This window comes from Mesorhizobium sp. WSM3873 (assembly GCF_001672445.1).
Classification (GTDB): domain Bacteria; phylum Pseudomonadota; class Alphaproteobacteria; order Rhizobiales; family Rhizobiaceae; genus Mesorhizobium.
In genome coordinates this window covers 298870-323266 of sequence record NZ_LYTM01000012.1, presented here as the reverse complement: position 1 = coordinate 323266, position 24397 = coordinate 298870, and the positions used below count along the sequence as shown (strand labels likewise).

Here is a 24397-nt window from a genome sequence, read left to right as displayed (position 1 = left end):
ATGGCGAATGTGAATCTCGAGCATCTGGCTGGTCGGCGCGTTCTCACGCAGGGCGGCAGGAGCATCGGCCATATCGAGGAGGTCATCGCTGAGCAGGACGGCGACGACCTCGTCGTCACCGAATTCCATGTCGGCATCTTCGCAGCTTTTGAACGCCTGTCGGCCTCGGCCATCGGCACCGCATTGCTCGACTTTTTCGCGCTGCGCCGCCGCGAGGGCCTCTACCGCATACCTTGGGACAAGCTCGATATCTCCGATCCGGCGCAGCCGCGGCTGCTCTGTTCGGATGACGAGCTTGCCGGCTTCGGAGGCGCCGATCGGGGTAAGTAGCTACTTACAAAAAATCCTGGTCACGGAAGGGAACATCGCGGCGGGCGCGAAGTTGGAACAGGCAAGGAGGAGCCTGCGCCATGAACAGTGTCATCTATCTTATCGGTCTCATCGTGGTTGTGCTCGCGATACTCTCCTTTCTCGGCTTTCATTAGGAGGCGTCATGCAGCGCGAAAATAATCAGGGCCGCGAGCCGGCCGACTTCGCCAAGGCGAAGACCGAAGTTTCCGATCGAGTTAAGAAAGAAACCCAAAGCGCCGGCGAAGCGCTCCACGATGCCCGCGACGAGGTCGCTCGCAGGGCAGTCGACTATGCGTTGGAAGCACAGGAGGTCCTGTCGGAGAGGGCCGAGGAAACGCAGCGCGACATCGGATCGAGCCTGGCGGCATTCGGCGGCGCTCTGCGTGCGGCAAGCGACCATCTGGCAAACAGCGACCAGAGCTCGGCGTCGAATTTCATGCGGGATGCGGCAGGCGGACTGGAGAGGCTGTCCTCCTCGTTGAAGCAGAAGCCCTTCGGCGAGGTGCTTGAGGAAATTCAGAACTTCGGCCGCCAAAATCCCGGCACTCTGATCGCTGGTTCGGTGCTGGCAGGACTGGCGCTCGGACGGTTCATAAAGGCTTCTCCCCCGGAAACGCGCCGCGCGGGGCAGAGCGCAGCGACGCCGCGGAAGACCGGGAAGACAGGTAGGGAAACGAGCAGGCAGACTGGTGCGCAGGCGAGCGAGCCGTGGGATGACGCGACGACCAATTGGGGCGTCGACGGCGGCGCTCCCAGGAAGGCAGCGGAGCTAAAGAAATGAACACTCAAGACAACCAAAGCCTCGGCACTCTGGTCGCCGATCTGGCACAGCAGGTGAGCACGCTGGTGCAAACGGAGGCCAGACTCCTGCGGGCGGAGCTATCCGAGAGCGTGACTAAAGCGGAGGCCGGCGCCGTCGGGGTTCTGGGCGGCGCGGTATGTCTCCTCGCCGCGCTGATAGTGCTGCTGCAAGCGCTGGTCATTGCCCTGACCCGCCTCGGCCTGGGCGCCGGCTGGTCCGCCTTGCTCGTCGGAGTGGTCGTTGCCGTGCTGGGTGTCATCCTCCTGCGGACCGGCATGGCAAGCATGTCGCCCTCCGAGCTGGCGCCGGACCGTACGCAGGAGCAACTGAAGCGTGACGCGAACGTAATCAAGGAACAAGCGAGATGAGCGACAAATCCGCAGCCGAACTCGAACGCGAAGCCGAGGCCACGCGAGCAAGGGTGGTGGCGACCGCCGAGTCCATTCGAGGCAAGATGACGCCCGGCCAGCTCTTCGATGAGTTCACCGGTATTTTCAGCGGCGGTGCAGGCTCCGACATGCTCCACAACCTGAAGGCTCAGGTGCGAGACAATCCTCTGCCATTGACCGTAATCGGCGCCGGTCTGGCCTGGCTGATGCTGGGCAGCGGCGCTTCCGCCGCAACCGCCGCGCCCGGCTACGCGACCCGTCGCGGTTCCGACGGGCATGACGGCACATCCACGGCGGGAACCGGAGCCATGACTTCGGACACCTATGCCTCTGTCGGCGACATGGCCAGCGGTGCGGCCGGCACTGTCTCGGGGATGGCCACCAGTGCGGCCGGCACCATGTCTGACATGGCCAGCAGCGCAGCCGGCAGCGTATCTGGCATGGCCAGCGGCGCGGCGGAGACGCTGACGAACTCGGCGACAGCCACGGCCGACATGGCGACGAGGGCCACTCGTTCCGCGCAGCAGTTGATGGAGGATCAGCCTCTGGCAGTTGCTGCTGTCGGTCTCGCGATCGGAGCGGCGATCGGCGCGATGCTGCCCCACACGCAACTCGAAGACGAGCGGCTCGGCGGCTATCGCGAACAGCTTCGCGAAAGGGCCGAGGACGCGCTCGAGAAGGGCGTCGACCAGGTGAAGCAGGTTGCAGCCGAAGCCTACCAGGCGGCCAGCGACGAAGCAGGACGGCAGGCGTCGAGCGAAGGTACGCTCGCTGACAAGGTCAGCGATGTCGTCAAGTCCGCCGCCGACAAAGCCGATGAGGCGGTGCACCGGAGGCTGTCCGATACCGAACCGTCGACAACGAACAAGTCCTGATCTGAACAGACCGGATCGATTTGCAAGAATCGCGTTCGAGGAACATTCGCGTCGGGCCTAGTGAACCATTCGAGCCCGACCCGTTGGATGGCTGCGGGTAGAAGCCGCGCCACAGGCTCGGCCGCGCTATCGCGGCTCTCTCGCCGGAGGGAGCCTTTTTAGCTTTTTGGGGATGGCTCCGCGAAACTTCCCCTGCAGACAGCGTAAATCCTCGCCAAGATTCCTGCAGCATCGCCACCAACGCACACCGACTGGACTGGACGCTGATCCCATTTGTTCGGTGAATAACTGGCGGCGCCCAGTCTCTGCACGGTCATACCTGCCGCCGGGCCGTCCTCCAATACGACGATCGAACCGGATCGGGTGGCGAATAAGTGCGGGTCGGTCAGGTAGACGGCGGCGCTGCAGTCGTGCACGAGCATACCCGCTTCGCCCCATTGCAAGTAGAAGTCGATGTAGCCTTGCGACAGTGCGGCTACCATTTGCATGGCGGCATCGGCACCTTCCGAGACCGCGGCGAGATCCTGTCGCGTCATCACCGTTTGATTTGTGAGATTGAGCGGAACCGCGGTCACTTTCCACGAGGCTGCAAACACTCGATCGGCTGCCTTCGGATCTGCGTAGATATTGGCCTCGGCAACGGGCGACACATTGCCAGGGACTTCGAACGCGCCGCCCATGACGACGACGTCCTGCACCAGATCTGTTATCGCCGGATCAACCTCCAGTGCCCGCGCCAAGTTGGTCAGGCCTCCGACAGCAAGCAACCGCACCTGACGCGGATTCTGCCGGACGGTATCGACGATGAATCGCGCGGCAGTGTCCTTCTCCTCCCGCGCTTCCTGGGCAATAGGATAATCCCCCAGCCCGTTCGCGCCATGAACATGGACAGGATAGGGGTGCGGCGCCCCGGACCAGTTTAGCGGAACGGAAGCACCGGCGTGAACGGGCGCTTTGATCCCCCAAGCCTCGGCGAGGAACCTGGCATTGCGCGTTGTAACCGATATCGATGCGTTGCCGAATACGGTTGTGATGCCGAGCAGTTCGATGTTGGGATGACGGTGCAGGTAAAGCAGCGCAAGGGCATCATCTACGCCGGGATCGGTATCAAAAAGAATTCTCTGCTTTGTCATGTCTCTATGGTCACGCTCTTTCCCACACTGCCGCCAATTATCTTTGCAGCCTTCTTCGAGACGCGAGGCTGACAGAATCGTGGCTCCGAGTGTCACCACCGAAGAGTATCGTGAATATGTCGCCGGGTGACGCGCTTGGCGCGTTTCTCGTCGGCGCGCCGGTCTCTCGCCGCCCGGTGGGGACCGCGAGGCCGACATCGCTGTCCCCAAAGGGCGCTGAGGTCCGCCCACAAGATGACACGGCGTCCCCGCCTCAGCGGAGGAGCCCGTCGCTCTCGAAGTCTTCCCAGCCGCGCAACTTGGAGTGGACTGCCTCGCTTTGGCTGTCGTCGGTTGCGGCCGCGCCGCGGCTCTTTTGCGAGCGCTTGAGCGCCGCCTTTGCAGCGGCTCGGCGTCGGTTCTCGGCGGCTCTCGCAGCGTCTTCCTCGCGCCAGACAGCTACAAGGTCACGGTCGAGCACATCCTCGATCAGGCGCGGATCAAAAACGTGGAAGGTGATTTTCCTCGCGCGCCCACGCAGTTTCACGGTCCGCGTCCCGGCGCTCTGCAAGCGGCCGGCCTTGAGCCAGCGCTGACGCTCGCCCGCCGAGATCGTCAGAATGTCCTCGACCTCGCGAGGCATGACGGGCAAGTCTTCGATGTCCTGCATGGCTTTGGACACGATCGCCGATGCGGCTTCAACATTGGCATGGGAGCCCTCCGGCAGACGCAAGGTGAGAACCCGGGACTCGCTATGGAGCAGGCTTCTCAAGTCCGTCGGAAGGCGAGCGCGCATTTCAAGAAAAATGCCCCTCGCCCGCACCGACGATCCAAGCGTCGCCGCCGGGGATAGCGGCCACTCTGCAACCAGCCGTGCAGTCGAATCGATTTTTCTGCTCGCGGGCATCCCCTTAAGTAGGAGTCCTGCCCTGCGAACTCAACGCGAAGCGAGCCTGCACCGGTCTGCAGCAACCGCTGTTGCATCGGGCAGGATCGCCGGACAAGGCGCTCGTTCGGCACTCAGGACAGCGGCGAAATGGAGCGAATTGCCAAATAGGGAGTTAGGCTGCCTAGACGGGAGAGACAACAATGAATCCCAAAGCCGCTCCAGAGGACCAGGGCTACGCCACTCCGACCACGCCGGCGGCGGAAGGCCTCGCCCCTGCCCTGGCGCGGAACATCGAGGCACTGGTCGAGAGGCGAAAGCGCGATGCCAAGGCAGCATCGCTGGAGCAGCGCGCGGCGGCGGCAATCAGCAGGTTTGCCGGCAGCATGATGTTCGTCTACATCCACCTCGTCTTCTTTGGCGCCTGGATCGGCCTAAATTTCGGGATCGTGAACTTTATAAAACCCTGGGATCCTTCTCTGGTTATCCTGGCCATGTTCGCCTCGGTCGAGGCGATCTTTCTCTCAACGTTCGTACTGATCAACCAGAACCGCATGGCCGCCCAGGATGATGCGCGGGCAGACCTCGATCTGCAGGTGAGCCTGCTCAACGAGCATGAGACGACCAAGCTCATCAAACTGGTCGAGGAGATCGCGAAGCGCCTGGATGTTCCGACGGAAGCAGACAATGAGTTGAAGGAGCTGAAGCGCGACGTGGCGCCTGAAGCGGTCTTGGACAAGATTAAGGAGGCAACGGGTCAAGCGACGGTCGGCTGACCGATCCGTATCCAGGGGACGCCCGCAGAAGCTGCTTAAGGCCTGTCGCGCACTCCATGCTCCCGCCGGGCGCCGCCATCATCCCGCCTGCGCAAATAGCTGGGAGACGCCCGAACGCCATTTGCAAGAGCTGGTTTATACCGCATGGGGAAGTCATGGCGGACGCGCTCGGACTGAGTGTGCCCCATCTCAATCGCGCAATTCAGCATTGCGTGTCGAACAGCTCATCACCAGCAACTCGCGCGTCCTACATCTGACTGACCTTGCGGGCCTGCAAGGACTCGCTCAGTACGAGCCGATGGCTCTTACCCCAATCCCAATTCTGAAGCATCAGATCGACGCCCCGAGCGCGTCATTGGGCGTGACTCACCAATGGATTTATTACAGCCGCACAGGCATACTATGGATCGGGCGAGCAGTGGTTGAAAATGATTGCGCCGCGTTATGTTATTTACAGGCTGCGCCGGTCCCTGTCGCTATCGTTTGTGGCGTTGGCATCCGGCTGGAAACGACTGCGAAAAAGGAGGCAGCTCTGGTCTCACAAGAACGGGACATCCTTTGCGTCATTGATTTTGCGATTTGAACCGGCGACGGGCCCATCATTTGCCCGCTTGCCGACCAGGGAGGAAAGCAATGGACGGAGAAACGCGTTCCCAATCAAGGCGAAAGTTTCTGAAGACGAGTGGACTTGTCGCTGGGCTAACGGCGACGGCGGTCACCGCGCCCTGGGTTCGAAGGGCCGGAGCCGCAGACGCAATCACCTGGAAAATCCAAACCTCGTGGCCGGCGGGTGTCGGACTTGAAACCTTCCAAAACTGGTGTGGCACCATCAAGGAAAAAACCGGAGGCCAACTCGAATTTCAGCCGTTCAAGGCAAAGGATATCGTTGGTGATTTCGAACTCCTCGACGGGGTGAAGAACGGCGTTCTGGAAGCGATGAACTCGTTTTCACTTTATTGGGCCGGCAAGCTTCCCGCTACGGCGTTCCTGTCCTCTTACACGTTGGGGCTACGCTATCCGCACGAATGGGATATCTTTTTCTATTCAAAAGGTGGTCTGCAGGCCGCGCGCGACCTTTATGCGAAACAAGGCCTTTACTACGTCAACCGCATTCATCACGGCCCGAACATCATCCACTCAAAGACACCGATCCGCTCAATCGAGGATTTTAGGGATCTGAAACTGCGCGTACCGGGCGGCATGATCGCCGAAACCTTCGCGAAAGCCGGTGCCAAGACGACGTTGCTGCCGGGCGGCGAGGTGTTCTCCGCGCTGGAAAAGGGCACGATCGATGCCGCCGACTACACCGGTCCGGCCGTAAACTGGGCCCTCGGTTTCCAGCAGGTGACCAAGTACATTTCCATGGGTCCAGCCGGTCTGATGTCCGTATACCAGCCCGTCGACCTGATGGACTTTGCCGTCAACATGAATGTCTGGAACCAACTCCCGGACAACCTCAAGAAGTTCGTGGAAGACGAGATCCAAGTCTATTCCAATGCCCATTTCGGCTCGATCCAGAAGGCCGACATGGAGGCTTGGCAAAAATTCCTGGATGCCGGCATTGAAATCAATCGGCTTGGACCGGAGGACCTCCAGAAGTTCCAGGAAATCGCGGTGCCCATCTGGTTCGAGTGGGCCAACAAGGACAAGGACGCAGCGCGCATCTTCAAGTTGCAGCTCGAGGTCATGGAGAACCCGACAGTCGGTTATGTCACTCCGGACATGTACCAGGGGCTGACCATCAACCTGTGAACCCTCTTTCGCCCGTCCTGAGCCGGACGGGCGCTCGCTCCTGCAGCAGGCGTTCGCCGATGCCTTCCCTAACATTTGTGCTGCCGCACTGGCTCTACTGGTTAACCCTCGCGGTCTTTCCGCTGGCCGCCGTTCATTTTGTCCATCGAGAACGGGCACAGCGTGATCCCGGCCGTCCAAACCTGTTTCTTGCCTATCTGTTCCTGGTCACAGCCGGCTTCCTCGGCATGCACCGCTTCTATCTGAAGAGCAGGTGGGGATTCATTTTTATCCCGTTCTTCATCGCGGTACTTTGGACAAGCACCCAGGTGCGCGATGGACGCGAGGCAGTTTCACTCGCGCGATCCCAGAGCGAGCACGCCGGGAGACTGTTGCCGCGTGCCAAGGCAGATATGGCAGCCAACAAGCAGGGGGCTGCCGATCGACTTGCAAAAGCTGAGGCTGAGGCCGCGGCGGCGCGCAACAATCTGACGGCGGCCGTTCACGGGCTCGAGTGGGACAGCAGCATCAGCCGGATTGCGGGACTTCTGCTCGGTCTCATTATCGTCGGCGACGCCCTTCTCATACCCGGTCTTGCGCGGCGCGCCCGCGCCCGTGAGACTGGGCGCGCCGCGACCCACCATGAGATCGTCGTCGATGTGCCCGCGACGCCCGTCAAACAGCCTCTTGCGCCATTTGGGCCGGTCGACTGGCTTGTAAGAGTGACAGGCGAGTTCGTCGCCTATTGGTCGGTCCTCGCGGTCATGGCGTACTATTACGAGGTGGTCGCCCGCTTCGTTTTCAACTCCCCGACCAACTGGGTGCACGAGAGCATGTTTCTGATGTTCGGTATGCAATACATGCTGGCTGGGGCCTATGCCTATCGCGATGAGACCCATGTCAGGGTCGACATCGTGTACAGCCACCTCTCCGAACGTGGCCGGGCGATCTGCGATATCATCACCTCGGCATTCTTTTTCCTGTTCGTGGGTACAATGCTCGTTGCCGGCTGGCGTTTTGCCAGCGACGCGATGGCGGTGGGCGAGAGTTCTTTCACCGAGTGGGGTATTCAATATTGGCCGGTGAAGCTGGCGATTCCTGTTGGCGCCGCGCTGCTGCTGCTTCAAGGCGTGTCTCGCCTGATGCGTGACATCGCGACCGCAACAAGAAGGCTCCGCTAAGCCATGGGTCTCGAGCTTCCAATCCTGTGGCTGAGCATCCTCATGTTCGGCGGACTGGGCGTTCTTTTATTGCTCGGGCTGCCAATGGCCTTCTGCACGGGCAGCCTCGCCGTTCTCTTCCTCTTCTTGTTCGGTAATGCGGCCATGCTGAACATGCTGCCGTCGCGGATTTTTCCCTTCATGACGGATTATCAGCTCTCGGCGGTGCCGCTGTTTATCTTCATGGCCGCGATCCTTCAGAAAGCGGGGATCATCGAGGAGCTGTTTGACGTGGTCTATAAATGGCTGGGTGGGCTGAAAGGTGGACTTGCCTCGGCCACCATAATCTCGTGCACCCTGCTCGCAGCAATGGTTGGGGTCGTCGGTGCGACGGAAGTGACAATGGGCATGATCGCTCTGCCAGCGATGCTCCGCCGCAACTACGACGCAAAGCTCGCCTGCGGCTCGCTGCTCGCCGGAGGAACGCTTGGCATCCTCATACCGCCTTCGGTGATGGCGATCGTCTACGCCGTCGTCGCGCAACAGTCGTTAGGCGAGCTTTTGATCGGGTCGGTATTCCCAGGGCTGCTGCTGTCGGGGATGTATGTCGTCTACGTCACGGCGCGCTGCTACATCAACCCCAAGCTCGGCCCGGCTTTGCCGCCGAGCGAGCGCATCGGCTTTGGGGAGAAGCTGAGGCTTCTGCGCCGCACGTTCATGCCCATTCTGCTCATCCTGCTTGTGCTCGGGGTCATCTTCCTTGGCATAGCAACGCCTGTTGAAGCCGCCGGCATCGGCACATTCGGTGCTTTCATCGTCTGCGCCGCCCATCGCCGCCTGACTTGGGACACGATCCGGGAAGCCGGCGTGGCGACCCTCAAGGCGACTGCGATGGTGATGTGGATATTCTTCGGAGCCACCATGTTCGTCGGCTTCTTCATCCTGAAGGGCGGGCAGAACTTCGTTGCCGAATCTATTCTCGGAACTGGATTCGCGCCTTACGGCATTCTTGTTCTGATGATGATCATCCTGTTCGTCCTGGGCATGTTTCTGGACTGGGTGGGCATTCTCCTTCTCACCGTACCGATATTTCTGCCCATCCTTAAGTCCCTGGAATTCGGCGGTACGTTCGGCTTAGCCGGTGTGGCTCCTGAAGACGTGCCGCTGTGGTATGGCGTCATTTTCATGGTCAACATGCAGATGGCGTTCCTGAGCCCACCGTTCGGCTATTCACTGTTTTACTTGAAGAGTGTCGCGCCACCGGAGATATCGATGGCGACGATCTTCCGATCCGCCGTTCCCTTCTTATTCCTGCAGGCGATCGGAGTAGGGTTGTGCATCGTGTTCCCCTCGATCGTCATTTGGCTGCCGAAGCTCATGTACGGAGGCGGTTGACCGCACACGTCTTTGGCGGTTCGACGCCGACGCAACAATCGAAGGTTCAGCGCTTCAGAGGCGCCGCTCGCCTGCAGAAGCTGCTGATCTTGAGGCCTGTCCGCGCACTCCATGCTCCTGCCGGGCGCCATCATCCCGCCCACGCAAATAGCTGGGAGACGAGACATCCCGCTTTGGATTGCGTATCTTGACGTTCAGCTTTTCCTGGGCCTGCCGTCCGGTCGACTTGGCGTCTGGACAAACTGAAGAGCGACAGAGTTGTACGGCCCCAATGTATGGGTGGTCAGCGGGGACTTCGCCGGCTTCGTGTCCTCACCTGCAACGCAAAGCAGTTTAGCATCCGAGGATAGCGCTATGTCGATCGGCACGGGGGTCAGGTTGGCCGCCAGCACGCGGATCGTGTTGCCGCGACGAAAGGCAATCGCTGCCACGCCTGGCCAATCACTCGAAATCCCATAGCGTTCGACGCCGGCGGCCTCAGCGATTTGGGCATGGACGGCTTGCAAAGGTCGTCGGGAGCCGTCCTCGTTCAAGAGACCGAAGGGGCCAGTCAGTTCTGCCAATATCAACTGCTCGGCGGCTGTCTCAGCGGCCCGGGCCGCGACGCCGACGGCAAAGGCGGCACCGAACAATGCCCGCTGACGCGGGTCGGTGCCGGCGGCGGGCACCCGGTTATTTCCGGGATTGGCTGCGACCACCTCACCATAGGGATTGTGCCGCAAGCCGATCGTGCAAGGCCCAAGCCAGATCGGCTTTCCGGGACACAATTGCCGTGCTGTCTCCATGATTGCAGGATAAACGGTCAGGGTTTCCATGACCGACTGCTCATCGGCGGCATGCACGATGGCGCTGTTGCCGAAGAAGACGAAATCCGCATTGCCGGTCGGCGGGTTGCGGTTGAATTCGGTGAATAGGGAGGGCGTACCAGCCCCTATCGGGCAAGCGAGACCGACAGCCCGCAATGCCTGCACGATCTCGTCAATCGGTCGCTCACCGTTCGGCAAATGGTTCGAGGGGCGTGTCTTGAATTCGCGCCGTGGTGAAACCAGAATGGCGCTCGGTTCGACGCCCGCCAAGCGAACCATAGCTGCAAGGGTCTGGGCCTCGGCCCCGGGGTGGATCGCATCAAAGATCGCCTCGAGCGCCAGCCGGGCGCCAAGCGCGCTCGCAAGCTCGGCTGCCTTTTCCAGCACGCGCCGATCATGCCCGCGCGCGCTGTCGAAGCGCAGTATGATCTCCGGCACCGGGCCAAGCGAAGCCGCTCCGGCGATGGCTGCCGGCAGTTGGTCGGGATCGACGAACAGCGCTATCGACGGCATCCGCCCGGCAGGTCCGCCAACGGTCAGGGTTGCTGGACTGCTGATAGCCGGTCCAGGCGCCGATGTCTCGGCGTGCACGGAAACCGTGACGCGCTGTATGTCCTTCACACCTTTGCCGATGACATAAGGTCGGGGCTTTGAGAGCGGCCGCACATAAGTCTTGAACGAGGCGTCCGTCCAGTTGCGCTGGTCCTCCATCTCGAAGGCATCGCCTTCCATGGCGACGGCGCAGACCAAGCCGGGTGCTGGCTCGTGCGTCAGCGCTGAAATGTCGAAGGCAGGCTGGTCCGGGCTGATCAATTTGGGAAATGTCGTCTCCTCGATGCTTCCGTCGCTATGCCGGATGGTCAGCCTTTTGCCCGCCGCCTCTGAAGGATGAAGCACCACGAAACCGGTGCGGTTGGTGGGAAAATCGGTGAGCGCCACGCCATCCGCTTGCAAGGTCAGCTCGCCCGACGCGTCGCCACGAATCTTCATGCGATAGGCGAAACGTCCCTGCGGGCCGGCGCAGAGTCCGTCATAGCGAAGCTCGAACGACGTGCCGTCCTCGGAAATTCGCATGTTGGAAAGCTCGGCCTTGTAAGTCCCCCAGGACGCATCGCGCGCAAGATAGTTGATCGCCCGAACCACCTCCACGCCGGCAAAACAGATCGTCCGCAGATTGCCGTCCTCGAGAACGGCGGTCAGCGGTCCGGCGGCAAGAAGCTTCCGTTGCGGAAGCGGCTCGTCGGTGCCGTAAAGCGCAAGGAGATCGGCATTGGCGGTCATGCCACCGCCTGCTTGGAATTCTCGTCCACCCTGTAGGTGACGACAGTCTTGCGGCTCACCATGTCACGCGTGCTGGCATCGAAGCTCAGATAGTGAGCCGAAGCGAGGTGCAGGTCGAAGGCAGCCCGATCGCGATAGATCTCGTACAGGAATATCTGGGACGGCTTTTGCGTGCCTAACGGCGTCAGCACATCGAAGCGCAGACATCCCGGCTCGAGTTCCACCGACAGAGACGCGTTCTGCGAAACGAGCCGGTAGAATTCGGGAAAGGTCCCTTCGACAAGATCGAAAACGACGGTGAGGGCAAAGGCCGCTTCGGCAGGCGAAATGCTCATGGCCGCTCTCCGCCATTGGCTAAGCCATGGTTCCAACGCTTAGGTTCGACCGCGCGCCGTTCGCTGGCGGCGCGATAGGCGGCATCGACCAACGCGTATGTCTTGAGATTGTCCTCACCGCTGGTTTCGGGCGGAACGCCGCGCTGCAGGCTGTCGAGGAAATGGCCGCATGCACCGATCACGCCTTGCTGGGCGACATGCCAGGGATAAGCGGTCCAGGACAGGAGCGGCGAGCTTGCGTCTTCGGTCCACGTCGCGCCGTCGCTGGTCACCGTCATGCTGCAACCGGCATCGAGCGAAATGGCTCCCCTCGGACCTTCGATGACGAGCAGCGTTTCAGGGAAATGATCCGGCAATCGGCGCGACTCGTAGGTGCATTCCACGACCGACACCGCGCCGCTTTGATGCCTGAGCAGCATGGTCGCCGTGTCCTCAGCGCGGATGCGTGGATTGCGCTTCTGTTTTTCGCAGGAGATGTGCTCGACCTCGCCGAGGAAGAAGCGGGACAGGTCCAGCATGTGGATACCGACATCGGCAATCGCGAGCCGCTCCTCGTCATAGAAATAGGGCTGGGTCTTGTAGACGTCGAAGCCGGTCCTGAAGCGAATCCTTGCCCAGTTCGGTGTTCCGATCGCGCCGCTGTCGATTACCTTGCGGACGGCGCGCATCGGCCCCTGAAACCGAAAGTTCTCATGCACGGCAAGCCACGCATTTGCCTTGTGCGCAGCTTCGACGATCGCGATGCAATCTTCCCATGTCGATGCGAAGGGCTTCTGCACGATTGTGGCCACGCCGTGCGCGAGCGCCATTTCCGCCAACGGCCGGTGCGTGTCGTGGCGTGTCACGATATCGGCCACGTCGAGGCGCTCAGCCTCGAGCATCTTTGCGGCGTCCGAATAATACGGCACACGGAATGTCTCGCCGGCGGCGCGCGCCTTGGCGGCATTCACGTCGCAGACGGCGGCAAGCTGGGCGCCCTTTTCGGCGAGGTCGCTCCAGGAATGCAAATGGTTCTGCGCGAAGAAGCCGCAGCCGATCACGCCGATGCGCAGGGACCGGTCCATGCCCTCTATCCGGCCACGATGGGGGTTCTAAGCACACCGATGCCGGCGGCCTCGATTTCCACGACGTCGCCAGCCTTCATGAATATCTGCGGCTTCTGGAAGGCGCCGACGCCCGCCGGCGTTCCGGTCGAGACGAGGTCGCCTGGTTCCAGCGGCACGTAGTGCGAAAGGAAGGATATCAGCCGCGGCAGCGGGAACAGCCAGTCCGACGTGCTGCCGTTCTGCAAAAGCTTGCCGTTCAGCCTTGTCTTGAGCGTCACGTCGTCGGGCCTGGTCAGTTCATCAGTGGTGACGATGCATGGGCCTATCGGTGCGAAGCCCGCGAAATTCTTGCCGATGGTGATCTGGTTGTCCTTGAATTGGACGTCGCGGGCCGAGATGTCGTTGAGCAGCGTATAGCCGAAGATCGCCGGCATCACGTCGGCTTCGGAAGCCTTGTGCAGATGTTTGCCGATCACGGCCGTGAATTCGACCTCATAGTCCATCTGCTCCGTCCGGACCGGCTTTTCGACCCGCACATCGGGCCCGACCACCGATGACGGCAGCTTGGCGAAAAAGAACGGCTCGGTCATCTTGGCATTCGGGTTTTCCTCGGCATGACCTTTGTAGTTGATGCCGGAGCAGAGCACTTTGCCGGGACGAATAGGCGCTTCGAGGATAGTATCGGCAAGCGCATAGCGCGGCGCCTTGGCAAGTCCCGCGCGGACTTTCTCCAGCGCCGCCCCGCCGCCTTGCACGACCTCGAGCACCGACGCTGCCAGTCCTGCTTCGGTCAGGCAGGCGACCTGCTCGCCGTCCAGAATGCCGGCGTGCTGGCGATGCCCGGCCTGCCTGTGAGAGAAAGTGACGAATTTCATGCGGCCTCCGGGATGAAGACGGCCTTGTGCAGGGCCATCGGATTGTCAGCGAGTGTTTTGAAGACGGCGGGCGCCTCGGACAGCGCAAAGCTGCTGGCGATTTTGGGGTAATGGATCTTGCCCGACGCAAGCAGGTCGAGCGCCTCGGGAAAGCAATCGACGGAGGCGCGCGAACCGAGGATGGTGACCTCCTTGCGGGTGAAATCCAGCCCGGGCAGCGTGACGCCTTGTCCTTTCTTGACGAGACCGAGAATGACGACGCGGCCGCCCGCGGCAACGAGATCGATGGTCTGCTCCATCGCCGGCGCCGCCCCCGTAGCCTCCAGCACCACGGGCATGCCTTCGCCGGTCGTGATCTCCATCACCCGTTCAAGCAGCCCTTCACCGCCGGCCACAGGGATTGCGCCCAGATCGGCGGCGGTGGACAGCCGCTCCGCCGACAGATCCGTGGCATAGACTTTTGCGCCATGGGCCCGCGCGACCTCGACGATCGCCAGCCCGATCGGACCCGCGCCAAGAACGAGGACCGTGTCCTCGCCCATGACCATGCCGCGCCGGCAGCCCTGCACGCCGATCGCGACGGGCTCGGCGAACGCCGCCTCGAAGTCGGAGAGCCCCTCCGGCACGACGTTCAGATTGCCCGCGGGCGCGGTGACGAATTCAGCGAAGCCGCCTTCGCGATGCACCCCGATGATGGTGAGATTGGCGCAGCAATTGCGTTTGCCGATCCGACAGGGATAGCAATGGCCGCAACCGATGAAGGGGTCGACGACGACCCGCGTCCCGACCTTCGGACCGGCCGCTCCTGGCCCGTAAGCCTCGACCCTGCCGGCGATTTCGTGACAGCCGATCCGAGGATAGGTCACATAGGGGTTCTTGCCGGTATAGATATAGAGATCACCGGCGCAAAGGCCCGCGGCCCTGACGCGTACCAGCACTTCGCCCAGCCCAGGAACGGGCTTCGGCGCATCGCCGATGCGGATCGACTGCGGCTGGTCGAAAATGGCGGCCCGCATCATGCCGCCTTCGCGGGGCGCACGACCCTGCCATCGGCATCGAATTCGATCCAGTCGCCGGCCCGCAGCAGATAGGGATCGGCAATGGCCTCGCCGCGAGCCCTGGCCGCGCCGTGATGTTCCATGTAGGCGGCGACGTCCTTGTCGCCATCGAGCGTGATGTAGTGGCACGGCAGGACAGTCTCGAGTCCGAGCCACTGGGTCGCCAGCACACCTTCATTGGGACTCATCTCGCCCGTCAGCATTTCTCCCGGCATCGGATTGAGATGCAGGATCTCCTGCGGATTGGCGATGCCGATGCAGCCGACATTGGGTTTATAGAGTTCGCCCTGCAGTTTCAGGTCGGAGAAAATGGCGGTATCGCCATAGTGATAGAAGCGCAGCCCGTCGGCATAGACGATGAAGGCCATCGGCACGCCGGAGATGAAGGAGTTGTCCATCAGCCTGATCTGCGACCAGTGATGGCACTCCAGCGGCTGGATCTCAATGCCGGACACCTTGACCCGAATGCCCCAGGTCGTCGCGCGGATCTGGCTGGCCGGGATGCCGCGATCCATCAGCCAGGCCTTCACCTCGCCGCCGCAGACAACCGGACAGCCGTACGCGGCGGCGATCTTGTCGGTGTCGCCGAGATGATCGAACGCCGCATGGCTGACGATCACCAGATCGACATGGTCGAAGTCGGTGGATTTGGTCGCGGCTCCAGGATTCTGGTCGAGGAACGGGTCGCAAAGGATGCGCAGCCCGTTGCTCGTCACGATCTCGTAGGCGGCCACGCCGTGGAAGCGGATGCGGGTGGTGGGTTGAAGCGTCATCTTCGGTTCGTCTTTCTCGTGTCGATTGTGAGCGGCAGGCGAGCGAGCCCGCGCCGGTCGCCGCGTGTCTTCCAGCGAAGCTCTTGCTCCGATGCGGGTGCGAGCCTTGCGCCGGTCTCGATCAGCGTTTCGAGCGTCACCGCCATTTCCATGCGCGCCACGCCGGCGCCGGCGCACAGATGCGGGCCGGCTCCGAAGGTGAGATGCTTGTTGGGACTGCGATCGAGGCGCATCTCGTCCGGCGCATCGAATACCGACGGGTCCCGGTTCGCCGCGCCGAAACCAAGGGCCACAATGTCGCCCCGCCTTATGTCGCGACCGTGCAGGCACAAATCATGCGAGGCATTGCGGCCGAAAATCTCGATCGGCGAGGAATAGCGCAGGAACTCCTCCACCGCGGTCGGAACAAGCTGCGGTTCGCTGGCAAGCCGATCCAGCGCCTCCGGATGCTCGGCCAGCCAGTGCAGCATGACCGAAAGGGCGTCCGCCGTGGTCTCGAAACCCGCGCCGAACACGACGCTCATGAACGAGCGGATCTGAATGTCGTCGAGCCTTTCGCCGTCAATCTCGGCCGCTATCAGCATGCTGACGAAATCGCCCGTCGGCTTGGCGCGTCGTGCGGCAATGAGGGTCTCGATATAGGTGTTGAGTTCGCGGCTTGCCGTCGCTCCAGCGCTCGGGTCCTTCACGTTGAACATGCTGGTGATCCAGCCGACCCACTTGTCCGAGTCTTGCAGCGGCACGTCGGTGAAGGCCGCGAGCGACGTGATCGCAACCGGCACGCAGAATTCGGCAACGGCCTCGGCCTTTCCCGCAGCGATCATCTTTTCGAAGAGCGACCGGGCCAGCATTTTTACGCGAGGTGTGATCGCGGCAATTCGCTGCGGCGCGAAGACCGGGTTGACCAGGGCGCGATAACGCGAATGCCGGGGCGGATCGATTTCGATCGGCAGTTGAGGTTCGGTCCGCGGCGTGATCACGGGAATGGCCGTCACGCCGGGAACGCTGGACGTGTAGTCGCGCCAATTAATTGCGGCGCTCCGTACATCGTCGTATCGGCTCAGCAACCAAAAGCCCCCGTATTTGTTCGAGCGTGCTACCGGACATTTCCGGCGCAAATGCTCGAAAGCCGCGAATGGATCGGCAACGAACGCCGGATCGTGGATGTCCACCTCGTCCGGGATGTTCGGTTCGTCCGTTGTCACCATTGCGGCCATGGGCGCGACTTCTGGGTTGGCTGGCTTCGATGTTGCCTCCGACGGCCGGGGAGTGAAACGCCGGAGGCAAGAGGGCAGAGCCCTCAGTGTGGTGGTCGACTACTTGACGCCGAGCGCGGCCGTCACCTTGTCGACATTGTCCTTGGTGACGAGCAGCACGCCGGTGTCGAGCGTGTCCGGAACCGGGCGGCCGCCGTCGCTGGCGCCGAGGCCGGCGGACTTCAGTCCGTTGTGGTTGTAGTCGTGCAGGATCTTGACCGCGTAGTAGATGAACAGTTCGCGGTTCTGCACCACTATGCCGTCGACCCAGCCTTCCTTGGCGGTCTTGAAGAAGTCCGGCGTCTGCTCCATCGCCGTCACCTTGATGTCGCCCGGATTCTTGCCGGCCTCACGCAACGCGGTCACGATGCCGGCGCCCGACTCCGAATCGAAGCCCGCTAAGCCGGCGATGTCAGGATGGGCAGCGAGGATCGCGGCCGTCACCTGCGCCGCCTTCTGCGCATCGCCGCCGTCGTCCTCGTTGGAGACGATGTTGTATTTGCCGCCGCCATTGGCCTCGATATAGGCCTTGAAGCCGGCGACTGCCTCCCGCATGTTACCGGCGTTGATGATCGACATCATGGCCAGCTTGCCGCCGTTGGGCAGCTTCTCCATCATCTTCTTGGCCTGAGCGACACCGACCTGCGTCCAGTTCGTGCCGATGTAGGCGAGACGTCCGGAGGCCGGCAGGTCGCCGTCATCGACGACGGTGGGAACGCCCTGCTCCAGGCACTTCTTGACCGATTCCGTCAGCGACGGATCCCAGCCGCCCACCACGGACACGCCGTTCGGCTTCTGGGCGCAGACCTGATCGACCGCGGCGATGAAGCCTGGCAGGTCGAAATCGGTCGGGCCGGCCACAACCACCTTGACGCCGAGCTCCTCGGCGATCTTCTTCATGCCGACATAGTCGTATTGCACGAAGAGCGGCAGGTTGGCCTTGTTGGAAATCCAGTAATAGGTTTCCTTCGCGTCGGCCGGGCCGAAAGACGATTCCTGCGCGCGCGCCGGTGCCGTCACGGCTGCCGCGAGCGCCGTTATCCCCAAGGCGACCAATGTCGATTTCATCATAAAGCGCATTCCCGTTTCCTCCTGATTGGGTTCTGTTCCCAGTTTTTGCAGTCCACCGGCCTTGCCGGATTCCCCTCGGTTCCCGCCGGCCTAGCCGCGGCCCGCGGTCTTGAAGCGGTCGAGCGAAACGGCGAACAGCAGGACAAGCCCCACGACCAGTCCCTGCCAGAAAACGCCAACCGCGTTGATGATCATGGCGTTCTCGATCAGCGCGATGAAAAGCACGCCGAGAATGCCGCCCAGAACGGTGCCCTCGCCGCCCTTGAGGCTGGCGCCGCCAAGGACCGTTGCGGTGATGACCTTGAGTTCGATGCCGACGCCGGCATTGACAACAGCGCTGTTGAGCCGCGCCGCCCCGAGCACACCGGCGATGCCTGCCAGCGCACCCATTATGATGAAGCCGATGAGGATCAGCCTGTCGACGCGGATGCCGGACAGTTGGGCCGCGCGCGGGTTGCCGCCGACGAAATAGAACTGGCGGAAGAAGCGGGTGCGCGCGACCAGCCAGCCGCCGACCAGCACCAGGACCAGCATCGCCCAGAACGGCGACTGGATGCGCAGGATCGGATCGGCGGCGCGGCCATATTCGGCGAAGCTGTCGGAGATCGGCGTGACACCCGTTCCGGCCGTCACATAGGTCAGGCTGCGATAGATGGTGAGTGTGCCGAGCGTCGCGATCAGTGCGTTGATGCCGATGCGGGTCACGATCAGGCCGTTGATCAAGCCGGCCACCGCGCCAACCAGGACCCCAACGAGAAGAGCTGCCTCCGCCGGCCAGCCCCACCAGCCGGCAACCACACCGGCCCAGACCCCGGAAAGCGCGAGCGTCGATCCGACGGACAGGTCGAAAGTGCCGGCGATCATCAGCAGCATCATGCCGCAGACGAGAATGCCGACGGGTGCCAGATTGAGCAGCACGGCGCGCATGTTCGGCCCGGTCGGGAAGTTGTGCGGATAGACGATGGTCATCGCCAGCGCGAGCAGCACGACGAGCACGAACAATGTCAGCTCACGCGAGTTGGCCAGGCGGCGCACAATGCGCAGCGGCAGGGCCTCGCGCTGTTCGACCGGGGCCTGCGCTTCGTTCTGGGATATCTGTGCCACGCTCATGCTCCAACCGCTTCCTCGCGTACGTTCGCGACCGACGATGTGAACCGGGTCGCCAGCCGTAGCACCTGCTCTTCGGTCGCCCCCTCGCCCGGCAGTTCCCCGACCGTGCGGCCCTCGGCCATCACGACGATCCGGTCCGCAAGCGCCAGCACCTCGGGCAGCTCGGACGAGACGACGAGAAGCGCCACGCCCTTCTCCGCCAGTCCGCGCAGCAGGCGATAAATTTCGGAACGAGCGCCGACATCGACGCCGCGCGTCGGCTCGTCGACGATGAGCAGGCGCGGCTCCATGGCCAGCCATTTCGCCAGCAGGACCTTCTGCTGGTTGCCGCCCGAAAGCTCGCCGACGATCTTGCGCACGCTGGGGGTGGCGATGCGCAGCTCTTTGACGAAATCGCCTGCGAGCCGTTCGGCCTTGCTGTTGGAGAAGTTGGCGCCGGACGAGACCTTCGAAAGCACAGTGGCGGCGATGTTGTTGACGAGGTCCATCCCGAGGAAGAGACCCGACGTCTTGCGATCCTCCGGAACCATGCCGATGCCGGCGTGCTTGGCGTCCCACGGGCCCTGAGGGTCGACCGGTGCGCCTCCGATCCGGATGTCGCCGGCCGTGTGGCGCCTGGCGCCAAAAATGGCCTCGCAGAATTCGCTCCGCCCGGAACCGATCAACCCGGCAAGACAGACAACCTCACCGGCGCGCACGGTGATCGAAGCCGAGCGCACAAGCGGCGGCGCGGAGACCCCGTCGGCTTCAAAAACGATCGGTCCCGCTTGCCGCGCCGAAGCCGCGCGGGTGAGATGAACCTCGCGCCCGACCATCAGCCGTATCAACTCGTCCGTCGTCGTCTCGGCGACCTTGCGCGTACCGGCGAGCCGCCCGTCCTTGAGCACCGTGACGGAATCGCAGAGCGCGAAGATCTCGGCTAGGCGGTGGGAGACATAGATGACCGAAACGCCGTCCCTGGCCAGCCGGCGCACGATCTCGAAGAGCTTTTCGGTTTCGGTCAGCGTCAGCGCCGCCGTCGGCTCGTCGAGGATCAGCAGCCTCAGTTCGCGCGACAATGCCTTGGCGATCTCGACGATCTGCGCCTGGGCTGGCGACAGGAATGCCACTTTCATTGCCGGATCGATGGCGACGCCGAGCTGGGCGATGAGAGCGTGCGCTCTTTCGCGCATCAGCCGGATATCGACCTGGCCGAACCATTTTGTCGGCTGACGGCCGGCAAAGATGTTTTCCGCGACCGACAGCTGCGGCACCAGCGAGCCTTCCTGATGGACGATGCCGATGCCCAGCTCGCCCGCGGCCTTCTCGTCGAGGTCGCCGAGTACGGCGTCGTCGAGCCGCACCTCGCCGCCGGTGCGGCTGTAGACGCCGGCAACGATCTTTCCCAGCGTGGACTTGCCGGCACCGTTCTCGCCAAGCAGTGCCCGGATTTCACCGGGCTCGACCGATATCGACACGTCGTCGAGTGCCCGCACGCCGGGGAACGTCTTGCAAAGCTGCGAGATCTGCAGGCGCGGCGCCATGTCGACCTCAAGCGCTGACGAGTGCGGCCGGCATGGCTATGCCTTCGCCTGAAGGTAGTGAGCTTGCTTGGCCTGGATCATCCAGACCATGGTTTCATTCACCGGCGTGGCCACGCCGGTGCGCTTGCCGGCGTCGACGATGGCGCCGTTGATGACCTCGATCTCCGTCTGGCGCCGCGCCTCGACGTCCTGGAGCATGGAGGCCTTGCCGCCCACGGCCTTCTCCAGCAACCCCGTTATGGCGGCCCAGCGCTCGTCATAGTCGAGCGAAATGCCCTGCGCTTTGGCAACCGCCACGACTTCCTTCAGGATTGCCGCCATCAGCGACTTCGTGCCGTCGAAGGCGACCAGTTCGTGCGACATGAGATGCAGAAGGCCGGCGACCGGCAGCGTGCAGGCGTTCAGCGCCAGCTTCTTCCAGACCTCGTCTAGGATGCGCTCGGACCTGGTGGTTTCGATCTCTGCGGCACGGAAGGTCTCGATCACCTTGTCCAGGCGCGGTGTCGCCTTGCCGCTCAGTTCGCCGATATAGGTCATCCCGACGCCGGGATGCTTCACCCTGCCGGGGCCGAGCAACGTGCCGCCATGGTAAGTCAGGCCGACCAGGACCTTGTCCTCTCCCACAATGCCGGCGATGCACGGCGCGTTGCCCCAGCCGTTCTGCAGGCTGAGCACCGCCGTGTCCCCCGAGATCATCGGGGCCGCCGCGCGGACCGCCGCATCGGTGTGATAGCATTTGACGAAATTGATGATCAGGTCGACCGGTCCGACCTTCGACGGCTCCGTGGTTGCCGGAACGCGGATAACCGGTTGGGAGCCGTCCTTCTCCTCGATCGTGAGGCCGTTGTCGTTGATCGCTTGCACGGCCGGCGTCGAGACGTCGATCAGCGTCACGTCATTGCCTGCTCGGGCAAGATAGCCGCCGAAAATGCCACCCATGGCACCGCCGCCGCCCAGAATGGCGATCCGCATGTCTTTCGCTCCCTGTCCCACCACGGGTTGTTTTCGGCAAAGCCGGGGGCGCCGCCTCCAGGATCTTGTGGAAACGCGCTTTCGGCGAGCGCAGCCGCTAGCCGATCCGGCCTTGTCTGCTTATGTTGCGGTCATCCTTGCAAGCAGTTGCATGGTTGTCAAGTATGATGGTATGAAAGGTCATGGTCGATCCTCTCGTTATAGAACGCAAGAAGCTCTTCGAGCACGTCGCCTCGCATCTCGAGGCGCAGATCCTGTCCGGCAAGCTCAAGCCCGGAGACCAGCTGCCGCCCGAGCGCGACCTGCAGACGCGCTTCGGCGTCGGCCGGCCCGCCATCCGCGAGGCGCTGATCTCGCTGCAGAAGGCCGGGCTGGTCGAACTCACCAATGGCGCGCGGGCCAAGGTGCTGATGCCGACCGCCTCGCACATCTTCACGGGCATGGCGCCGGCCGTGCGGCAGATGCTTTCGACCGAGGAGGGACATCGTTACTTCCAGGGCGCGCGCCTGTTCTTCGAAGTTGGGTTGGCGCGCGAGGCCGCCCGGCACGCGACGGCCACGGACCTCGAGGCGCTGGCGACTGCGCTCGAAGCCAACCGGAAAGCGATCGGCGACCGCGAGCGTTTCACCTCAACCGACATCGCCTTCCACTTCGAACTGGCGAAGATGGCGCGCAATCCAGTCTTCATCGCGCTGCACGACCAGATCTCGGAGTGGCTGAAGGAACAGCGCACGGTGACCCTTGCGGCAAAGGGGCAGGAAAGGACGGCGTTCGAGGCGCACAAGGCGATCTATGAAGGCATCGCGGCGCGTGATCCCGATCGCGCCGAGCAGGCCATGCGCACGCATCTAGAGCAGCTTGCCGTCACCTTCTGGCAGCAGCGCACGCACGATTGAAATCATGCGGATCGGCGTCATCGGTGACGACTTCACCGGCTCGGGGCGCCGGCATGCATCGACCTGAACTGACCTCACGCAGAAATTGCGAGATACAGCAGATGCAATTCTAGAGCTCGATAACTGCGACGAATTCGCATTGCACCAGGGAAGCGCTGTCCGGTGTCAACGGCCTCACGTGCCTGGCCGGACGCGACCCGGAATCTGGAAACATCCGCAGCCATTCTTCATTGACGGCGACCCTGTCGCTGCTGTCGCGCAGATAAATATCCACCTTGATGATGTCCTCCGCGCGCCCGCCCGCCGCCTCGATGACGGAGCGCATGTTGGCGAATACATGGGCCGACTGAGCCGCCATTCCGGCCGGCAATTCCTGCGTGGTCGGGCTGACGCCATGAATCGCCCCCGAGAACACCATGTTGCCGATCCGGCAGGCATTGGGAACTGGATGCCTGTGGCTCAGTCCTTTCACCGAAATACTTTTGCGCATGGTTCTGCTGATCCTTCGCGATCTGTAGCGGGAAATTCGTGAACGGCTGGTCTGAATGCCTGGCGCGCGAGTGCGGCTGGAAGGACCTATCGTCTCGCGCGCAAAACCGAGGCTTGCGCGGGTGGCGAAGAAGCGCCGGTGTCGGGATGCGGCGCGGGCGGTTCATAGCCGGACGTCAGCTGGATTCCCCGCGTCTCGGGCAGCATCAGGGTCGCGGCGAATGCGATGCTGTAGCCCAACAGCGCGACAAGGCCGATCGCCTCCGCCAGGCTGATATGTTGCGCCAGTATTCCGATGCTGGATACGGCGGCCGCACCGGCCGCCTTACCGAAATTGTAGGCGAAGCTCTGACCGCTGGCGCGGATGGCGGAGGGGAAAAGCTCGGTGAAGAATGGGCCGAGCGCGGCATAGTTTCCGATGGTGAAGAAGCCGAACGGCGCACCCAGGATAATCAGCGACCAGCCGGAGAGCGGCAGGAACATATAGGCGATGGTGATCAGCCATGAACATACCAGAAAAAGCTGAAACGTCCGCCGCCGCCCGAGACGATCGGCCAGGTATGCGCTGGCCAGAAATCCGAAAAACGAGCCGCCGGTCACCACGAACAGGTAATATCCAGATGCGCTCGGCGACAGTTCGCGCACCGTCTTCATGAAGGTCGGCAGCCAGTTGACGATCGCACCGCCGACTCCGATCACGCCGAATGCCAGCAATGAAGAAAGGATCGTCACGCGCAGGGCGTCAGGCTGAAATATCGCACCCAGCCCGGGCCGAACGCCGCTCTTCTCGACGAGCTCGCGCGTTTTGACGAAGATCTCCGGCTCGTCGATCTTGCGGCGCAGATAGAGCACCAGCACGCCGGGGAGCACACCGATCATCAGCAGCACGCGCCATCCGTAATCCTGGGGCAAATGCGCCAGGACCACGCCCGCCAATATGGCGGCGGCGCTCCAGCCGATGCCGAATCCGCTCTGGACGGTGCCTACGGCTTTGCCGCGATGTTCGGCCCGGATGATCTCGCCCATCAGGACCGCACCGGCCGCCCACTCGCCGCCGAAGCCCAGCCCCTGCATGATGCGCAAGACCATAAGCTGCTGGAAGTCCTGGGCGAACCCGGCAAGGAAAGTGAAGGCGCAGAACCAAAGGATCGTGAACTGCATGATGCGGGCCCGACCGAAACGGTCGGCGAGATAACCGCAGAGCCATCCTCCGATCGCCGCGGAGAGCAGCGTCGCGGTGGCCAGATAGCCGGCCTGCGCCGTCGTCATTCCCCAGGCCGCGATGAGGATCGGCAGCACGAAGCTGAAGAGCTGCGCATCCATCGCATCGACGGCCCAGCCGGCGAAACAGCCCCAGAAGGTGTTCCGCTCGCGCGACGTCAACTCCCTGTACCAAGTGAACATCTCTTCCTCCCGTTTTGTCGATGCG

The 24397-nt window shown here is 62.6% G+C and carries 25 protein-coding genes; 10 read left to right on the top strand and 15 right to left on the bottom strand.

The genetic code is table 11. The features are described 5' to 3' along the window. Genes A9K71_RS11450 through A9K71_RS11435 form a run of 4 tightly spaced genes read left to right on the top strand, consistent with a single transcriptional unit; the run spans position 1 to position 2417 of the window. Positions 1-330 carry a hypothetical protein gene (locus tag A9K71_RS11450; RefSeq protein WP_066994801.1) on the top strand — a complete coding sequence of 110 codons (330 nt, stop codon included), beginning with the start codon at positions 1-3 and terminating at the stop codon, positions 328-330. After that, positions 296-1132, top strand: coding sequence for a hypothetical protein (locus tag A9K71_RS11445; RefSeq protein ID WP_245299588.1), 837 nt, complete (start codon positions 296-298; stop codon positions 1130-1132). The genes A9K71_RS11450 and A9K71_RS11445 overlap by 35 nt, the downstream gene beginning before the upstream one ends. Then, a complete protein-coding gene (locus tag A9K71_RS11440; protein WP_066994794.1) occupies positions 1129-1521 on the top strand; it encodes a phage holin family protein in 393 nt (130 codons plus the stop codon). The genes A9K71_RS11445 and A9K71_RS11440 overlap by 4 nt, the downstream gene beginning before the upstream one ends. Further along, positions 1518-2417 carry a DUF3618 domain-containing protein gene (locus A9K71_RS11435; protein ID WP_066994790.1) on the top strand — a complete coding sequence of 300 codons (900 nt, stop codon included), beginning with the start codon at positions 1518-1520 and terminating at the stop codon, positions 2415-2417. The genes A9K71_RS11440 and A9K71_RS11435 overlap by 4 nt, the downstream gene beginning before the upstream one ends. A 158-nt stretch (positions 2418-2575) precedes the next feature. Here the strand turns inward: A9K71_RS11435 and A9K71_RS11430 are convergent, their stop codons facing one another. Both A9K71_RS11430 and A9K71_RS11425 read right to left on the bottom strand, forming a co-directional pair. After that, a complete protein-coding gene (locus A9K71_RS11430) occupies positions 2576-3550 on the bottom strand; it encodes a nucleoside hydrolase (RefSeq protein WP_066994786.1) in 975 nt (324 codons plus the stop codon). Positions 3551-3803: 253 nt separating this feature from the next. Continuing rightward, complete coding sequence (locus A9K71_RS11425; protein ID WP_066994784.1) at positions 3804-4436, bottom strand: hypothetical protein; 633 nt, start codon at positions 4434-4436, stop codon at positions 3804-3806. A 182-nt stretch (positions 4437-4618) separates the two neighbouring features. Here A9K71_RS11425 and A9K71_RS11420 point away from each other — a divergent pair, with 182 nt between their 5' ends. From A9K71_RS11420 to A9K71_RS32025, 5 genes are all read left to right on the top strand, one after another. Beyond that, positions 4619-5191: a DUF1003 domain-containing protein gene (locus A9K71_RS11420; protein ID WP_066994781.1), complete on the top strand. Its 573-nt coding sequence runs from the start codon at positions 4619-4621 to the stop codon at positions 5189-5191. A 208-nt stretch (positions 5192-5399) separates the two neighbouring features. Then, positions 5400-5774: a hypothetical protein gene (locus A9K71_RS11415; RefSeq protein ID WP_066994779.1), complete on the top strand. Its 375-nt coding sequence runs from the start codon at positions 5400-5402 to the stop codon at positions 5772-5774. Positions 5775-5824: 50 nt separating this feature from the next. Next, on the top strand, positions 5825-6943 hold the full coding sequence (dctP, locus tag A9K71_RS11410) for a TRAP transporter substrate-binding protein DctP (RefSeq protein ID WP_066994776.1): 1119 nt from the start codon (positions 5825-5827) through the stop codon (positions 6941-6943). Positions 6944-7002: 59 nt separating this feature from the next. Continuing rightward, a complete protein-coding gene (locus A9K71_RS32030) occupies positions 7003-8103 on the top strand; it encodes a TRAP transporter small permease subunit (RefSeq protein WP_066994773.1) in 1101 nt (366 codons plus the stop codon). 3 nt (positions 8104-8106) lie between these two features. Then, on the top strand, positions 8107-9477 hold the full coding sequence (locus tag A9K71_RS32025; RefSeq protein ID WP_066994770.1) for a TRAP transporter large permease subunit: 1371 nt from the start codon (positions 8107-8109) through the stop codon (positions 9475-9477). A 194-nt stretch (positions 9478-9671) separates the two neighbouring features. Here A9K71_RS32025 and A9K71_RS11395 read toward each other — a convergent pair whose 3' ends face one another. From A9K71_RS11395 to A9K71_RS11345, 11 genes are all read right to left on the bottom strand, one after another. Then, positions 9672-11564 carry a hypothetical protein gene (locus A9K71_RS11395; RefSeq protein ID WP_066994767.1) on the bottom strand — a complete coding sequence of 631 codons (1893 nt, stop codon included), beginning with the start codon at positions 11562-11564 and terminating at the stop codon, positions 9672-9674. After that, positions 11561-11899: an antibiotic biosynthesis monooxygenase gene (locus A9K71_RS11390; protein WP_066994764.1), complete on the bottom strand. Its 339-nt coding sequence runs from the start codon at positions 11897-11899 to the stop codon at positions 11561-11563. The genes A9K71_RS11395 and A9K71_RS11390 overlap by 4 nt, the downstream gene beginning before the upstream one ends. Beyond that, complete coding sequence (locus A9K71_RS11385) at positions 11896-12963, bottom strand: Gfo/Idh/MocA family oxidoreductase (RefSeq protein WP_066994760.1); 1068 nt, start codon at positions 12961-12963, stop codon at positions 11896-11898. Before A9K71_RS11385 ends, A9K71_RS11390 begins: the two co-directional genes overlap by 4 nt. Positions 12964-12968: 5 nt before the next feature. After that, positions 12969-13820 carry a fumarylacetoacetate hydrolase family protein gene (locus tag A9K71_RS11380; protein WP_066994757.1) on the bottom strand — a complete coding sequence of 284 codons (852 nt, stop codon included), beginning with the start codon at positions 13818-13820 and terminating at the stop codon, positions 12969-12971. Further along, positions 13817-14839: a zinc-binding alcohol dehydrogenase family protein gene (locus A9K71_RS11375; protein WP_245299587.1), complete on the bottom strand. Its 1023-nt coding sequence runs from the start codon at positions 14837-14839 to the stop codon at positions 13817-13819. The genes A9K71_RS11380 and A9K71_RS11375 overlap by 4 nt, the downstream gene beginning before the upstream one ends. Beyond that, positions 14836-15651, bottom strand: coding sequence for an MBL fold metallo-hydrolase (locus tag A9K71_RS11370; protein ID WP_066994755.1), 816 nt, complete (start codon positions 15649-15651; stop codon positions 14836-14838). The genes A9K71_RS11375 and A9K71_RS11370 overlap by 4 nt, the downstream gene beginning before the upstream one ends. Next, on the bottom strand, positions 15648-16868 hold the full coding sequence (locus A9K71_RS11365; RefSeq protein WP_066994752.1) for a cytochrome P450: 1221 nt from the start codon (positions 16866-16868) through the stop codon (positions 15648-15650). The genes A9K71_RS11370 and A9K71_RS11365 overlap by 4 nt, the downstream gene beginning before the upstream one ends. 99 nt (positions 16869-16967) lie before the next feature. Continuing rightward, the gene (locus A9K71_RS11360) at positions 16968-17987 is read right to left on the bottom strand and encodes a substrate-binding domain-containing protein (RefSeq protein ID WP_066994750.1); all 1020 of its coding nucleotides are present in this window, start codon (positions 17985-17987) and stop codon (positions 16968-16970) included. 81 nt (positions 17988-18068) lie between these two features. Next, positions 18069-19082: an ABC transporter permease gene (locus tag A9K71_RS11355; RefSeq protein ID WP_245299586.1), complete on the bottom strand. Its 1014-nt coding sequence runs from the start codon at positions 19080-19082 to the stop codon at positions 18069-18071. Positions 19083-19084: 2 nt separating this feature from the next. Then, a complete protein-coding gene (locus tag A9K71_RS11350; protein ID WP_066994742.1) occupies positions 19085-20611 on the bottom strand; it encodes a sugar ABC transporter ATP-binding protein in 1527 nt (508 codons plus the stop codon). 36 nt (positions 20612-20647) lie between these two features. Then, the gene (locus tag A9K71_RS11345; protein WP_066994739.1) at positions 20648-21583 is read right to left on the bottom strand and encodes a 2-dehydropantoate 2-reductase; all 936 of its coding nucleotides are present in this window, start codon (positions 21581-21583) and stop codon (positions 20648-20650) included. A 182-nt stretch (positions 21584-21765) separates the two neighbouring features. Here A9K71_RS11345 and nanR point away from each other — a divergent pair, with 182 nt between their 5' ends. Then, positions 21766-22479, top strand: a complete 714-nt coding sequence (gene nanR / locus A9K71_RS11340) for a transcriptional regulator NanR (protein ID WP_066994736.1) — start codon at positions 21766-21768, stop codon at positions 22477-22479. Between the two features lie 109 nt (positions 22480-22588). On the opposite strand, the gene A9K71_RS11335 is transcribed toward nanR, so the two are convergent. Together A9K71_RS11335 and A9K71_RS11330 are read right to left on the bottom strand one after the other, a co-directional pair. Next, positions 22589-22969 carry a RidA family protein gene (locus A9K71_RS11335; RefSeq protein ID WP_066994733.1) on the bottom strand — a complete coding sequence of 127 codons (381 nt, stop codon included), beginning with the start codon at positions 22967-22969 and terminating at the stop codon, positions 22589-22591. An 86-nt stretch (positions 22970-23055) separates the two neighbouring features. Continuing rightward, positions 23056-24372, bottom strand: coding sequence for an MFS transporter (locus A9K71_RS11330; protein WP_066994730.1), 1317 nt, complete (start codon positions 24370-24372; stop codon positions 23056-23058). Positions 24373-24397 lie beyond the last annotated feature (25 nt).

Coding starts and splice junctions, on each gene's coding strand:
- A9K71_RS11450 (WP_066994801.1), top strand. CDS start 1: ATGGCGAATGTGAATCTCGAGCATCTGGCTGGTCGGCGCGTTCTCACG.
- A9K71_RS11440 (WP_066994794.1), top strand. CDS start 1,129: ATGAACACTCAAGACAACCAAAGCCTCGGCACTCTGGTCGCCGATCTG.
- A9K71_RS11435 (WP_066994790.1), top strand. CDS start 1,518: ATGAGCGACAAATCCGCAGCCGAACTCGAACGCGAAGCCGAGGCCACG.
- A9K71_RS11430 (WP_066994786.1), bottom strand. CDS start 3,550: ATGACAAAGCAGAGAATTCTTTTTGATACCGATCCCGGCGTAGATGAT.
- A9K71_RS11425 (WP_066994784.1), bottom strand. CDS start 4,436: ATGCCCGCGAGCAGAAAAATCGATTCGACTGCACGGCTGGTTGCAGAG.
- A9K71_RS11420 (WP_066994781.1), top strand. CDS start 4,619: ATGAATCCCAAAGCCGCTCCAGAGGACCAGGGCTACGCCACTCCGACC.
- dctP (WP_066994776.1), top strand. CDS start 5,825: ATGGACGGAGAAACGCGTTCCCAATCAAGGCGAAAGTTTCTGAAGACG.
- A9K71_RS32030 (WP_066994773.1), top strand. CDS start 7,003: ATGCCTTCCCTAACATTTGTGCTGCCGCACTGGCTCTACTGGTTAACC.
- A9K71_RS32025 (WP_066994770.1), top strand. CDS start 8,107: ATGGGTCTCGAGCTTCCAATCCTGTGGCTGAGCATCCTCATGTTCGGC.
- A9K71_RS11395 (WP_066994767.1), bottom strand. CDS start 11,564: ATGACCGCCAATGCCGATCTCCTTGCGCTTTACGGCACCGACGAGCCG.
- A9K71_RS11390 (WP_066994764.1), bottom strand. CDS start 11,899: ATGAGCATTTCGCCTGCCGAAGCGGCCTTTGCCCTCACCGTCGTTTTC.
- A9K71_RS11385 (WP_066994760.1), bottom strand. CDS start 12,963: ATGGACCGGTCCCTGCGCATCGGCGTGATCGGCTGCGGCTTCTTCGCG.
- A9K71_RS11380 (WP_066994757.1), bottom strand. CDS start 13,820: ATGAAATTCGTCACTTTCTCTCACAGGCAGGCCGGGCATCGCCAGCAC.
- A9K71_RS11375 (WP_245299587.1), bottom strand. CDS start 14,839: ATGATGCGGGCCGCCATTTTCGACCAGCCGCAGTCGATCCGCATCGGC.
- A9K71_RS11370 (WP_066994755.1), bottom strand. CDS start 15,651: ATGACGCTTCAACCCACCACCCGCATCCGCTTCCACGGCGTGGCCGCC.
- A9K71_RS11365 (WP_066994752.1), bottom strand. CDS start 16,868: ATGGCCGCAATGGTGACAACGGACGAACCGAACATCCCGGACGAGGTG.
- A9K71_RS11360 (WP_066994750.1), bottom strand. CDS start 17,987: ATGCGCTTTATGATGAAATCGACATTGGTCGCCTTGGGGATAACGGCG.
- A9K71_RS11350 (WP_066994742.1), bottom strand. CDS start 20,611: ATGGCGCCGCGCCTGCAGATCTCGCAGCTTTGCAAGACGTTCCCCGGC.
- A9K71_RS11345 (WP_066994739.1), bottom strand. CDS start 21,583: ATGCGGATCGCCATTCTGGGCGGCGGCGGTGCCATGGGTGGCATTTTC.
- nanR (WP_066994736.1), top strand. CDS start 21,766: ATGGTCGATCCTCTCGTTATAGAACGCAAGAAGCTCTTCGAGCACGTC.
- A9K71_RS11335 (WP_066994733.1), bottom strand. CDS start 22,969: ATGCGCAAAAGTATTTCGGTGAAAGGACTGAGCCACAGGCATCCAGTT.
- A9K71_RS11330 (WP_066994730.1), bottom strand. CDS start 24,372: ATGTTCACTTGGTACAGGGAGTTGACGTCGCGCGAGCGGAACACCTTC.